General features: G+C 42.0%; 13 protein-coding genes. 9 read left to right on the forward strand and 4 right to left on the reverse strand.

Translation table 11 applies throughout. The annotated features are described in order from the left end of the window. The first annotated feature begins 53 nt into the window (after nt 1-53). Entirely contained in the window at nt 54-941 is an 888-nt protein-coding gene (locus R7P69_RS07020; protein ID WP_017635345.1) for a LysR family transcriptional regulator, read from the forward strand. Here the strand turns inward: R7P69_RS07020 and R7P69_RS07025 are convergent. Further along, nucleotides 938-1,546 carry a response regulator transcription factor gene (locus tag R7P69_RS07025; protein ID WP_017821556.1) on the reverse strand — a complete coding sequence of 203 codons (609 nt, stop codon included), beginning with the start codon at nt 1,544-1,546 and terminating at the stop codon, nt 938-940. The two genes, R7P69_RS07020 and R7P69_RS07025, sit on opposite strands and share 4 nt — an antisense overlap. Nucleotides 1,547-2,228: 682 nt before the next feature. Here R7P69_RS07025 and R7P69_RS07030 point away from each other — a divergent pair. Further along, nucleotides 2,229-3,209 carry a chemotaxis protein gene (locus tag R7P69_RS07030; protein ID WP_025998672.1) on the forward strand — a complete coding sequence of 327 codons (981 nt, stop codon included), beginning with the start codon at nt 2,229-2,231 and terminating at the stop codon, nt 3,207-3,209. A gap of 49 nt (nt 3,210-3,258) precedes the next feature. Here R7P69_RS07030 and R7P69_RS07035 read toward each other — a convergent pair whose 3' ends face one another. After that, entirely contained in the window at nt 3,259-3,795 is a 537-nt protein-coding gene (locus tag R7P69_RS07035) for a prepilin-type N-terminal cleavage/methylation domain-containing protein (RefSeq protein WP_154204316.1), read from the reverse strand. A gap of 444 nt (nt 3,796-4,239) precedes the next feature. Here R7P69_RS07035 and R7P69_RS07040 point away from each other — a divergent pair, with 444 nt between their 5' ends. From R7P69_RS07040 to R7P69_RS07055, 4 genes are all read left to right on the forward strand, one after another. Then, a complete protein-coding gene (locus tag R7P69_RS07040) occupies nt 4,240-4,962 on the forward strand; it encodes a sulfite exporter TauE/SafE family protein (protein ID WP_042520743.1) in 723 nt (240 codons plus the stop codon). A 102-nt stretch (nt 4,963-5,064) separates the two neighbouring features. Further along, nucleotides 5,065-5,970, forward strand: coding sequence for an EamA family transporter RarD (rarD, locus tag R7P69_RS07045; protein ID WP_154204317.1), 906 nt, complete (start codon nt 5,065-5,067; stop codon nt 5,968-5,970). Between the two features lie 209 nt (nt 5,971-6,179). Next, entirely contained in the window at nt 6,180-6,566 is a 387-nt protein-coding gene (locus R7P69_RS07050; protein ID WP_005376510.1) for an MAPEG family protein, read from the forward strand. Beyond that, entirely contained in the window at nt 6,560-7,093 is a 534-nt protein-coding gene (locus tag R7P69_RS07055; RefSeq protein ID WP_054574616.1) for a hypothetical protein, read from the forward strand. The genes R7P69_RS07050 and R7P69_RS07055 overlap by 7 nt, the downstream gene beginning before the upstream one ends. A gap of 284 nt (nt 7,094-7,377) precedes the next feature. On the opposite strand, the gene R7P69_RS07060 is transcribed toward R7P69_RS07055, so the two are convergent. Then, nucleotides 7,378-8,742, reverse strand: coding sequence for an endonuclease/exonuclease/phosphatase family protein (locus R7P69_RS07060; RefSeq protein WP_238952686.1), 1,365 nt, complete (start codon nt 8,740-8,742; stop codon nt 7,378-7,380). Between the two features lie 394 nt (nt 8,743-9,136). Here R7P69_RS07060 and R7P69_RS07065 point away from each other — a divergent pair, with 394 nt between their 5' ends. Beyond that, the gene (locus tag R7P69_RS07065; protein ID WP_005376506.1) at nt 9,137-9,451 is read left to right on the forward strand and encodes a DMT family transporter; all 315 of its coding nucleotides are present in this window, start codon (nt 9,137-9,139) and stop codon (nt 9,449-9,451) included. Nucleotides 9,452-9,530: 79 nt separating this feature from the next. On the opposite strand, the gene R7P69_RS07070 is transcribed toward R7P69_RS07065, so the two are convergent. Continuing rightward, the gene (locus R7P69_RS07070; RefSeq protein ID WP_005376505.1) at nt 9,531-10,436 is read right to left on the reverse strand and encodes a DMT family transporter; all 906 of its coding nucleotides are present in this window, start codon (nt 10,434-10,436) and stop codon (nt 9,531-9,533) included. A 168-nt stretch (nt 10,437-10,604) separates the two neighbouring features. On the opposite strand from R7P69_RS07070, the gene R7P69_RS07075 reads away from it, so the two are divergent. Both R7P69_RS07075 and R7P69_RS07080 read left to right on the forward strand, forming a co-directional pair. Beyond that, nucleotides 10,605-11,063 (forward strand): NUDIX hydrolase, encoded by a 459-nt coding sequence (locus R7P69_RS07075; protein WP_005376504.1) that lies wholly within the window; start codon nt 10,605-10,607, stop codon nt 11,061-11,063. Between the two features lie 104 nt (nt 11,064-11,167). Beyond that, the gene (locus R7P69_RS07080) at nt 11,168-11,740 is read left to right on the forward strand and encodes a GNAT family N-acetyltransferase (RefSeq protein ID WP_238952685.1); all 573 of its coding nucleotides are present in this window, start codon (nt 11,168-11,170) and stop codon (nt 11,738-11,740) included. The last annotated feature ends 71 nt before the right edge of the window (nt 11,741-11,811 follow it).

The raw sequence follows: 11,811 nt of genomic DNA on the forward strand, positions 1-11,811 counted from the left end.
TCAACAAATAGTGATTGCTCTATTTATTCTCGACCTTACATCTGGTGTCGCACGTGAACAAAGATCTCGACTTAAACTTACTTAAAATACTTGTCTTACTGGATAAGCACCGTCAGCTCAAACCCGTTGCTAAAGCGATGGGGAAGAGTGAAGCGTCAATTAGCAAATACCTTGCCCGATTGCGACTCCAGCTAAACGATGAATTGTTTATTCGGCATCCTCATCACATGGAACCAACGGACTATTTAAAACGTCAATTACCTAAAATTTCCGATGCACTCGAGAAGCTTGAAACTTGTCTAATTAGAGATGAGTTTGAACCGGAAAATTACGAAAAAGACATCACCATTTGTTTACCGCAAACCGCTCAATACTCATTTGGGCATTTACTTGCAATGGATTTAATGGCGCTGTTTCCCAAGGCGCACATTTCGATAGCAACGATTACAGAGTATACGATAGAAGAGATAATCCTAGGCAAAGTGGATGCGCAATTACATTACTTCAACGAGGATGTTCCGAAATCTGTTTATCAGAAGTTCATCGGCTATGCGCCTGCTGTGGTAGTTGTCCCTGAAGAGCTGGGAATTACCACTCTGGAAGAAGCGGCCAAACTTCCCTTTATCATGTTAGAGATTATCGGTTGGAAAGAGAAAGAGCAGCTCGTTAAGCGTGCAATGGAAAGCCACGGTATGGTCATCAACCGTATTGCGGCTCTAGACAACGTAAGCAGCGTATTGAAGCTAATTAAGCAAAAAAGCGCCGCAACCGTGTTACTTGAATATCAGGCGCCAATTGATGGATATAAATTTATAAGAGTGCCAGAGCATTTTTACCCAGATGGCTGGCCAAAAGTGGTTGTACAGGTGAAGCAAAGCTTAAGACATGATGCAATGCACCAGTTGTTAATCGGTGCTATTGCAAAATACATGAGCGCTTAGCGGCAAAACTCAATGTTTTCTGACTGAGGAATAGTATGCAGAAGTTCAATCAACGTGTCCGCATGGTACTTTTTCAGAATACGCGTTTTGTAGGTGCTGATTGTTTTAGCGCTGAGTGAAAGTTGTTCAGAAATCTTCTTATTTGAGTAGCCTTGTACAAGATAATGGAACACCATGGCTTCGCGATTTGAGAGTGTTACGTTACCCGACGATGGTGTGTGAGTCGACTTAAACATTGAGTAACCGCGTGAAACACTCACAATTGCGTCGATAATGGTCTCTCTTGTTTCATGTTTGCTTAAGAAGCCGTTTGCACCCATTTCGTACGCTGCTTTAGAAAGACTCGAGTAGTCGCGTGAAGAAACAAATAACAGTCGGCCACGATATCCCGTCGCTAAAATGTTTTTGGCTAAACGCATACCATCGCGATCGCCAAGCACTACGTCTAGAATAATCAAATCAATCTTTTGGCCTCGAACAAGATCCATCACTTCCGCACTGTCAGTGGTTTGAATCACTTCAGCTGCGTTGATTACAGATTCAACTAGAGAAGCAAGTGCTTCGCTATACAATGGTTGAGCGTCGATAATAAGAACATTATTCAAAGTTAACCTCACCTAATACATCAACTAGTGTGCTGTCAGGCGACAGCGCAATTGGATGAATAAGATTGTAGGAAAAACCTTGCTAAGAGGAAGGAAAATGACTCTTTCCAAAAGTGAAAATCAGTGTCTTGATTATGGGAATAGCGATGTCAGGTATTGAAATACCTAGTGATAGGATGATTGCTTAAAACTTACGCTGACAGAAAACTAACAAACTGAAAGTGTTCTTTCAGTGTTCTATGCCTTCAGATTTTCTTGCGATGCCTCTAGCGCTTCGATTTAAACCCGTGTTCACAAGCGCAGTTTTATACCATGCCACTTGAAGAGAGCTTGTTCTACACCAGGCATGAGCACGCTAGCCAACTTTGCACTGATATCTGTTGGATAGGTTTGGCTATTGACGCTGAACATCACTTCAAATTATTTCTAAACTTTTCATTGACTCGGCCGCTAAAAGTGGAGGTGTTAATTCGCACTTTGGCCACTCATAATTTCGTGTTCAAAAATGAGACAATTTTACATGGTTTGGTATGGAAATGTGCGTTAGCCGTCCTTTTGATGGTTTACAAATTTTGTTGTAACGACTAAAAAGGACTTTTGGATTTTTAGCCAGAGAATGGCTTCTCATGGCGTTTGCATCAAACTTTTTCTGATGCGTATTTTTGGTTGGATAATTGGCTTTATGAGTAACGTAACCAGCACCATTTTGACAGAAAGTGGTACCAATGAGCTTGAAATCATCGAGTTTCATTTAGAAAAAACATTGCCAGATGGCAGCACAAAAACTTGTTATTACGGCATTAACGTTGCGAAAGTACGAGAAGTGATTCGCGTGCCAGAAACAACCGATTATCCAAACGCACAACCTCATATGATTGGTGTGTTCTCATCCAGAGATGTACTGACGCCTTTAGTGGATTTAGCTGGTTGGTTAGGTGTACCAACACGACAAGATCTGGAGCGCAAGTTTGTAATCGTTACGGATTTCAACAAAATGACCAACGGCTTCTTAATTGACAGCATTTCGCGTATTCATCGCATCTCTTGGAATGATGTGGAATCACCAAGTCAGTTTTTGGAAGCGGGCGAACAAGATTGTGTAGTAGCCGTTGTCCGTAAAGAAGGCAACCTGATCATGATTCTCGACTTTGAAAAAATCATCGCAGACATCAACCCAGAATTGAGTATGGAAAAATACGATGTGAAAGGGGACAAGTCGGTGGATCTCAACCAGAGAATGGTCGGTAAGCGTAATGCTAAAACGATCATGGTGGTGGATGACTCAGCATTTATTCGCTCTTTGATCCAAGATACATTAGCTTCTTCAGGCTACAATGTGATCACATGTAAAGACGGTGGTGAGGCGCATGAGAAGTTGATGAGCTTGATCGAGGTTGCGAAAGAAGAAAACTTGCCAGTTAAAGAGCTATTAGATGCGGTGGTTACGGACGTAGAAATGCCTCGAATGGATGGTATGCACTTAGTGAAGAGACTACGAGATACCGAAGCGTTTCATGAAATGCCGATCATTATGTTCTCGTCATTGATGAGTGAGGATAACCGAGCGAAAGCACTATCTCTTGGCGCAAATGATACGATTACCAAGCCAGAGATTGGCCGCATGGTGAATATGATGGATAAATACGTGTTTAACTTTGCGTAAAAAACCGATCAGATGAAACAAATAAGGCTGCCGATTGGCAGCCTTATTTTTATTGAGGGCAGGGAAGAATATCTAAGGTGTAACTCTCGTTTGGAGTCTGCGGTGGCCCATATAAAATTCCGCATTGAGTTAGGCTACTATTTTTATCATCTCTTGCTGAAATGACGACTTTAATGTTGTTAGTCTGAACAATTTTCCAGTCACTATCACCATGCTGATTCTCAAGTTCCGAGACTAATAGAGCTAAGCTTGTTTCATCTGCATCTGGGTAACCGTACCTAAATGTACAGTTAAGAGAGCCATTTAACTCACAGCTTGAGAAAGGCAGACTTTCTGGGCCCTTACCTGAACCTGCGTCGGTGTGTTTATTTGATATATATGGATAATGTTCCAACCCTGCAATCGCCATTTTCCCATAACCCACGCCTAATGCTGACGCAATAGCGCCTTTCATTCCTTCCAAACGTGCTTCACGTGCATCACTTTGAAGGTTTAAAAAGCGTGGCGCGGCAGTGACAGCAAGAATACCGAGCACGACAATAACTACGACTAACTCTATTAGAGTAAATCCCGTTTGTTTTTTCATATTATTTTCACAGCAAGTTAAAGGTAGAAAAACACTGACCGTACACTTGTCTATTGTGTAAATAAGTACGGTAATGATAAATCGATTAATAGTATAAAGAGGTGAGTTGTAAAGTGCTATACCGACGCCGCACTAATTGACTGAATCCATTAAATGCTACGGAGAATTCACGGGTCTAATTCGGCTAGATTTTAAGAGGTCATTAATTCCGCTGAAGAAATGCTGCGTGAACAGGCGAGCATGAATCCTCTTCGATGTAAGCAAACATGTACATCAGCGGAATGAAATACAAAATGCAAATGAGGGCGAACCGCACAAATGGATTGTCTTTTTATTCACTTTGATGAATGCTACGCGGAATTCATATCGCAGTATGCCTGAGGTATTCATCATGCGAATGTGCTTTGGTTTTGTGTTTATTTTTCAAATATAAGAATAATCTAAATGGAATTCGATTCGATAAACTTCCTTGCAATAGGTTTGATATTTCTTGGCTCTTATGTCCAGACCGCAATCGGTTTTGGCTTGGCTATTGTTGCCGCACCTTTACTGATTCTTTGGGCACCAGAATATGTTCCTGCGCCAATCTGTTTAGTCGCGTTGTTTATTTCGTTGATGAATGCGATGAAGCACCGCAGTAGTGTTGAAATCGGCGGTTTAAAGATGGCGTTGATTGGGCGAGTGCCGGGATCAATTGCTGGTGGCTTGCTACTCTTTTTTGTATCTACACAAACTCTCACGCTTTGGATTGGTTTGTTGGTGCTGTTTGCAGTCGTGGTGAGTGTTTTACCGTTTCGGGTTGAGCCTACGCCTTCGCGTATGACATGTGCTGGTTTCTTTTCTGGGTTGTTTGGTACCAGTTCTGCGATTGGAGGCCCTCCGATGGCGTTATTGTTGCAGCATCAAGAAGCGAATCAGTTACGCGGTAATTTATCGGCTTTTTTTGTTTTCAGTTCGATTATTTCACTAATAGTACAAATCCCAGTGGGCTTCTTCACATTGCATCATTTGGTCATTACTATTCCTCTATTACCTGCTGCGGCGCTTGGTTACTGGCTAGCAATGAAAACTACCCAGTCGTTACCAAAAGAAAAGATTCGGTTTGGGGCACTTATGTTGTGTTTTGTAAGTGGCTTTACCGCCGTCGTACAAGCGTTGAGCCAATAATGCCATCTGCATCATAAAGTCACTGCGGGATTGCATTCCTTTTTATGTATGGCGGACTTGTTTACTTATGCCAAATTGGTCGTTTAGATGGGCGATAGTTTTATGAATAACACTCGTTATGGCACTTTTATGGCAGCATTCTCCTTTGTGATCTGGGGATTGCTACCAATTTATTATCGTTATTTACCAAATGCTTCTATGGATGAGTTGCTAGCATGGCGAATCATTGGGTCTGTACCTGTCGGGTTTCTAATTGTACTTGGGATAAGCCGTCGAGGGCTGAATTGGAAAGAAATCTGGCTTGATAAAAAATCCTTGTGGTACACGTTTGTGGCGAGCAGTTTGATGTGTATTTCTTGGAGTGCGTTCACTTGGGCTTTGACCCATCATCGGGTCATCGATGCCAGCTTAGGCTTCTTTATTGGGCCATTAGTATCTGTTGCACTAGGCGTATTTATTCTTGGGGATAAGCTCTCAAAAGGCAAACTTATTGCAATCGTGCTGGCAACAATTGGTGTTATGTACCAAGTGATTCACTATGGTCAGCTGCCCGTTATTGCACTAACGATGGGGTTGTTCTTTGCTTTGTATGGGCTGTACAAGAAGAAGATAAATTATGACTGGAGTACAACCTTGTTTGTTGAAGCATTGTTACTGACTCCAGTTGCACTCGCCTATTTGCTCTATAAACAATGGGCAACTGGTGAACTGGCTTCGGGCACAGATACCACAACATTGCTTTTGTATTTTGGCAGTGCACCTATCACACTTTTACCACTTGTATTTTATTCTATCGCAATACGTATAACTAATTTATCAACTGTCGGTCTAATGCAATACATCGAGCCAAGCTTGCAGTTTGTGTTGGCAGTTATGTTTTTTGGCGAGTTGTTTGACGAAGTGAAAGCGGTGACCTTTGCATTTATTTGGGTAGGGCTGTTGTTAACAATTTTTGAAAGTATTATCAAAGGGCATCGGCGCAAAAAGCTGGTCAAACACCCCTTATAGTGGTTTCAATATTCTCACATATTAGCTTCTTTATTCTTATGCCCTCCATTCGAGGGCATTTTTAATGTCATGAAGCATTGGCTTTCGTTTTTTGCCCGAATAGAAATCATAACTTGAGATTATTTGACGCATTATCATAATGATACCGCTATAGTTATAGCCAAGTGACACGCTTATATAAGTGAAAACCAGATCAAGAAGGACGACATATGATCACTGCTCTGTATGCCAACATTCTCGCAATACTCATTATTTGGTTGGCTGTTCAAGTAATTAAGCAACGTCGCTTAAATCAAATTGCTTATGCCGATGGTGGGGTAGAGGCTCTACAAATTGCTCGTAGTGCCCAGAGTAATGCGACAGAATATATCCCCATCACCCTGATTTTAATGGCACTTTTAGAATTTAATAGTGCTTACCCAACATGGATACATCTCACCGGTATTATTTTTGTAATTGGTCGAGTTATTCATGCTAAAGGCATATTGAAAAAAGACTTGAAAAAGCGCATTAGAGGGATGCAGGTGACATTTCTGGTGATACTTTCATTGGTTGTGTTAAATATGATTTACCTGCCATACGATAAGTTATGGTAAGTCTGCGACGTTACATTCCACCACCTTGGGTACTCGTTCTGATTGGATTAGTACTGAATATTGGCGCGATCATCGTTACTAGCTTAGTCCTTGATAAGTTGGGTAAACAGCAATCGCAGCTCGCAGAGCAAACAGCAAAAAACTTGTATTCCATCCAACTCGCATGGAACAGTGTGGAAACCCTAGAAAGGAAAAGAGAAGCTTTACTGCTGCATGTGCACATAAGTCAGAGCGTAGCGATACCTTTAGAGCTAGAAGAGGTATTAGCAGGGCATTTATCTTCTTGGGTTCTCAACGAGTCGGATGAAATAAAAATTGATCAACTTCCTCAACTGATGTCAAAGATAAATCAGGCACAAGCTTCGTATAGAGACCGCATCGATAATTACTACATTGAGAATGTAGAGCTCAATGAGGTAATGGCAAAGCAGGATGAAAAGATCGCTTGGTACAAGAATATCGGACTCTTCTTGCAAGTATTCGGACTTGCGTTAATCCTTGCTCGCGACTTAGCTAGGAAACAATAAAAGCAAGAGCTAAAGATCAGGTTTATTGCGAAATGCCAATGGTAGTTTGCAAATTGCAATTTATTCGGTGAGCAAACAGTAGCTATTGGTTAAGTTTTAATGAAAGTGATTAAATAATAACCTGTTTTTATGCGCTTAAAAGTTGGCACGCCTCATGCTTTAGTTTGAGTGACCCTTTCTAAGCCGAGGGTCACCTAGCCAACTGACGTTGTTAGTGAACCATCTTGTTCACAAATATATACAGCCAATCACGACTCCTTGTGGTTGGCTTTTTTTTATGCAGTCTAGAACTGTGCTTTGATCCAGATCATGCGATGGTCGGAAGATACATCCTTACCATCACCATACTTACCGATACGTGCATCGTTAAATAGTTTACGGCCTTCTTCATAAGACGCTGACCAGTACACACCAGAGTCTATTACATTCAAATTTGCTGAAGGCAAGGCATAGTCTACCCCTAAGCCAAACGTTGAAGTGATGCGATTCGGATATGGGTGAGTTGAACTGCGGTCAACAGCGTGTTCAGCTGCACCAAAGCTTGTTGGGTAAAGCTCACCATTCATCACGGTTTGGTTAACCAATGGATCGTTGTGCAGCTTTTGCATTACAGAGCTAATACCGTCACCAGCAACTGGATCAAGGTTTTGATCACCCATCATTACGAATTTAGCGCCGTTCGTTAAGCCACCTGTTTTACCCGCATCGTCGTAAAAATAGTCTTTGCCTTGAATGTAATGATGCCAAAACTCCACTTCTGCTGCGTTTTGCGCTTTGTTTTTACCGGTGTCGAATACTGGTGGAGTAGGATGAGACATCAACAAGTGTACAACTTCTTCGCCGTTGCGAGTTGGAATGATGATTGGTGCGTCAACGTGGTTTTTCGAAGATAGACGCACTTGATCCCATTCTTCCGCTGAGTACCATTCATCACCACACTTCATGCCGTCTGGAATCTTTTGCGAACCATCGCAGATAGTAATGGTTGGAATTTTCGCACCTTCCATATCTTTCCATTTAAATGCTTGGAATGTACGTGTGTTTGCTGTGTCAATTTTATACTTAGACATAAGGGCAAATGCATATTGACCATGGTACATGCCAAAGCCCCATGCATCACCTGGCATTTGACCTGCGGTTCCGTTGTTGTCGAGATCAAACTCACTCAACAACCCTGTATTAGTTGAGTAAGATTCAGCATAAGGGTATTCAATAGGCTCAAGGTTTGCTTCACCGCCCGCGCCATTGATGCTTTGCGCGACAGACAAGTAGTTCTTCTGGAATCCTTCAATGGCTGCTTCGTTTTCGCCTGTTCCGTCGTTGTTGTATTCCGCCATCATAAGAACATCAGGACGATTCTTTTGAATGATTGCTGCAACGTTACGAATTTGAATGACTTTTTCCGCAGTGGTTTTGTCTTCGGCTGCGATTGAACCGTCTAAATAAGAGGTGACCAACGCAGTTTGCTGCGTTGGTTCAATTTGCATTTCATCTACCAAAGTTTCGAAGGTAGCGCGGTCAAAAGAGAGGTTGTAAGTCGCTATTTTTACTTCTTTAGGCTGAACATTGACGTATTCAGTATCGTCATTACATCCAGATAGTAGAGCGGCGCCAACAAGGACAGCGATAGAGGTTTTGATTGCTTTCATGGGTACGTCATACCTTATAATTAATTCGGCTGAATATTAAAGTCATCAGTCATTGTTTTAAGCGATATTAGTCACACAAACGTTTTCATATTTACATGTTCAATTAGTTTTTGTGTGATTTGTGCAATAAATGCAACACTTTCAACACCAGAAGGTTATATGTAAATTGTTAAAAAACGGTGTCGTTATTGATGCGAAATAGAGAGTCCGCCACCGTTAAAAAGAAAAGCGTAGAATTTAAGCGTACATGAGATGTTTGAGTTGTATGCTTATCGCCGTGTTTTATTTTTTATGTTTAAATTTCTGTATATAATAAGCAGTCAATCAGAAGTGAGGACGACCTCACCGCTCTATCTTTTCTCGGGGACGACCCCATCTCGTTGGGAAATGTGACATGGCTTGGGGAATTCTCTTCATTGCGGGCTTGTGTGAAATCGCATGGGCTGTCGGTCTTAAATATTCACAAGGGTTTACCAAATTCGGTGCTTCGGCATTCACTATTGTCTTTATGTTATTGAGCTTTTGGTTGCTTGGCATTGCGTTAAGAACCTTGCCTTTAGGCATTGCTTATGGCGTATGGGTAGGGATTGGCGCAATAGGCACGGCAGTCGTGAGTATTTATCTGTTCAATGAGCCAGCAACACTGATCAAAGCCTTAAGCTTGCTAATGATTGTCGCTGGTATCGCAGGGTTAAAAATATCAGCTTAACGTTAGGCTAAACACAAAACAGCCAGAGTCACTCTGGCTGTTTTTCTAAATGTCGTGTTTACGGTTCTGGGTAGGTATATCAAGCGTTGCGCTTAATAAAAGGTAACCGTAAGTGATGACCAAACGCATTAATTAATGCGCCTGTAACAATCAGACCGCCACCGACGTACGTCCAAATGATCGGAACCTCGCCAAAGAAAATGATGCCTAACAACACAGAAAATACGATCTGGATATACGAATAAGCGGAGGCTTTACCCGCTTGTTGAGTTTGCATCGCTTTGGTTAACCCCAATTGCCCAATTTGGGTAAAGACACCAACTAGAACCAACATGAAAGTCAGATATAGATCGGGCATTACAAAATCGTCGCCAATCAGTAAGAGTGAAGCGGGGAGAGCAACCAACGGGAAATAGAAAATGATCACTGAGCTGTCTTCTGTCTGACTCAGTTTTCTGACAATGACGTAGGCAATTGAGCTACCAAATGCGCCTAAGATCGCAATCATGACGCTAAACATTGGTAAAGCGCTATCTGAGCCTTGCCCCGTTTCTGGGCTTACCATGATATAGATGCCGAGTAAGCACAACGCAATACAAAGGAAAGTTGACGGCTGGATGCGCTCTTTCAAGAAAAATACGGCGAGTAGTGCAGTAAACACCGGATGAATATATTGGAATATCGTCGCTTCTGCCAAAGGTAAGGTGGTCACTGAATAATATACACACATCAGAGCCATCGTGCCCACAGCACCGCGTGCAAATAGTAATGGCTTATTATTGCCCCATACAGAAATTCGTTTTCGCTTTACATCGAAATAACTAATGATAAGTGAAACGAGCGCTCTTGCTGCAACGATTTCAAAAACGGGGATACCGTAGTTGCCGACGTGCTTTACTGTAGCCGACATCAGAGCAAAGCCGAACGCGGAAAGCACCATAAAGCGCACACCGATGGGAATCATAGTGTTGAATGAATTGGACATTTTACTGCTCATTTGTTGCGACAGATCTCACTTTAGCATACTTAGTTAGCGATTAAATCCTCTCAACTCAAACACTTCTGTCGACAAGATGAATAAACAGTAGAATACGTAGCAATTAATCTGCCTCTCTCAGCGTAACAATAAAAACTCGATATTTAAGGAGCTTACATGATCCCGATAAAAGCAACGCATGTTTCAGGCGTTGTCATTTCAAAAATTGATGGCATAGAAAAAATGCTGTTACTCAAACGCGTAAAAGGTGGCTATTGGTGCCATGTTGCAGGTGGTATCGAAGCGGGTGAAGCCGGGTGGCAAACCATTTTAAGAGAGTTAAAAGAAGAGACACTAATTGACCAAGTTGAGTTACATACAGCAGACTTTCTAGAGCAGTTCTACGAAGCAAAAAATAACCGTATCATGGTTATCCCATGTTTTGTGCTATTTTGTCCGCCTAACCAATCAGTTGTTCTTAACGAAGAGCATACAGAGTATCGCTGGTGTACGCTTGAAGAAGCTAAGCAGCTGGCTCCGTTTGCCAATCAGCATCACCTATATGAACATGTATGGAAACATTATGTAGATGTGGCATCACTAACGCCATTTACGCTGATCGATCAAAAGGGCTAAATGAACGGCAACGGCTTTGATTAGTTTTTATAGAGAGGTTTGTTCTCATAAAATGAAGCGTTAGGATTTGCGCTGAGCGTTCACAATAAAAAGGAATAACATCTATGGATGAAGTCACATGCCAAGAGACGTATCAAGGAAATCACTTACAGAAGCGTTTTTCCGTCTCGCAAAGGGTCTCAATTGAGCCCCTCAACACGAAACACGCGTCCGCTTTACTAGAAGTTGTGAACACTCACCGAGAGAGCCTTGAGGGCTATCTACCTTGGACGGATTCTGTCACGAATCATAGAGAGGCCGTTAACTACATTTCCCAGCGAGTGAACAGTAACGCGCTGGATTCCCACTGGTTTGCAATTTATTTTGATGAGCAGCTTACGGGTGTTATTGGCATTAAAGGTGTGGATTCACATACACGTGTTACTGAAATTGGCTACTGGCTTGCTAACAATGGGCGAGGCCATCGTGTGATTGATCAAGTACTCGCAGTATTGATCCCTTTCTTGAAGAAGGAAGGGCACGCACAATTCATTCAGTTCCATTGTATGGAAGATAACATCGCTAGCATCAATATTGCTGAGCGTGCAGGCGCCACATTAAAAGAATACGTTGATCATGAGTTCGATATGCTTGACCGCTCTCAACGACTAGGCATTTATGAACTACGTTTGACGTAGTATCCACCCTAGAGATATTTTAATCAGAGTTCGAACTCTAACTTCACGAGCGCTACAATAGTAACATTGTT

This window comes from Vibrio sp. 661 (assembly GCF_033339315.1).
Taxonomy (GTDB): domain Bacteria; phylum Pseudomonadota; class Gammaproteobacteria; order Enterobacterales; family Vibrionaceae; genus Vibrio; species Vibrio alginolyticus.

What these genes read in the sequence shown, in the direction of transcription:
- R7P69_RS07030 (WP_025998672.1), top strand. Translation starts at nt 2,229, where the DNA reads ATGAGTAACGTAACCAGCACCATTTTGACAGAAAGTGGTACCAATGAG.
- R7P69_RS07035 (WP_154204316.1), bottom strand. Translation starts at nt 3,795, where the DNA reads ATGAAAAAACAAACGGGATTTACTCTAATAGAGTTAGTCGTAGTTATT.
- R7P69_RS07040 (WP_042520743.1), top strand. Translation starts at nt 4,240, where the DNA reads ATGGAATTCGATTCGATAAACTTCCTTGCAATAGGTTTGATATTTCTT.
- rarD (WP_154204317.1), top strand. Translation starts at nt 5,065, where the DNA reads ATGAATAACACTCGTTATGGCACTTTTATGGCAGCATTCTCCTTTGTG.
- R7P69_RS07050 (WP_005376510.1), top strand. Translation starts at nt 6,180, where the DNA reads ATGATCACTGCTCTGTATGCCAACATTCTCGCAATACTCATTATTTGG.
- R7P69_RS07055 (WP_054574616.1), top strand. Translation starts at nt 6,560, where the DNA reads ATGGTAAGTCTGCGACGTTACATTCCACCACCTTGGGTACTCGTTCTG.
- R7P69_RS07060 (WP_238952686.1), bottom strand. Translation starts at nt 8,742, where the DNA reads ATGAAAGCAATCAAAACCTCTATCGCTGTCCTTGTTGGCGCCGCTCTA.
- R7P69_RS07065 (WP_005376506.1), top strand. Translation starts at nt 9,137, where the DNA reads ATGGCTTGGGGAATTCTCTTCATTGCGGGCTTGTGTGAAATCGCATGG.
- R7P69_RS07070 (WP_005376505.1), bottom strand. Translation starts at nt 10,436, where the DNA reads ATGTCCAATTCATTCAACACTATGATTCCCATCGGTGTGCGCTTTATG.
- R7P69_RS07075 (WP_005376504.1), top strand. Translation starts at nt 10,605, where the DNA reads ATGATCCCGATAAAAGCAACGCATGTTTCAGGCGTTGTCATTTCAAAA.
- R7P69_RS07080 (WP_238952685.1), top strand. Translation starts at nt 11,168, where the DNA reads ATGGATGAAGTCACATGCCAAGAGACGTATCAAGGAAATCACTTACAG.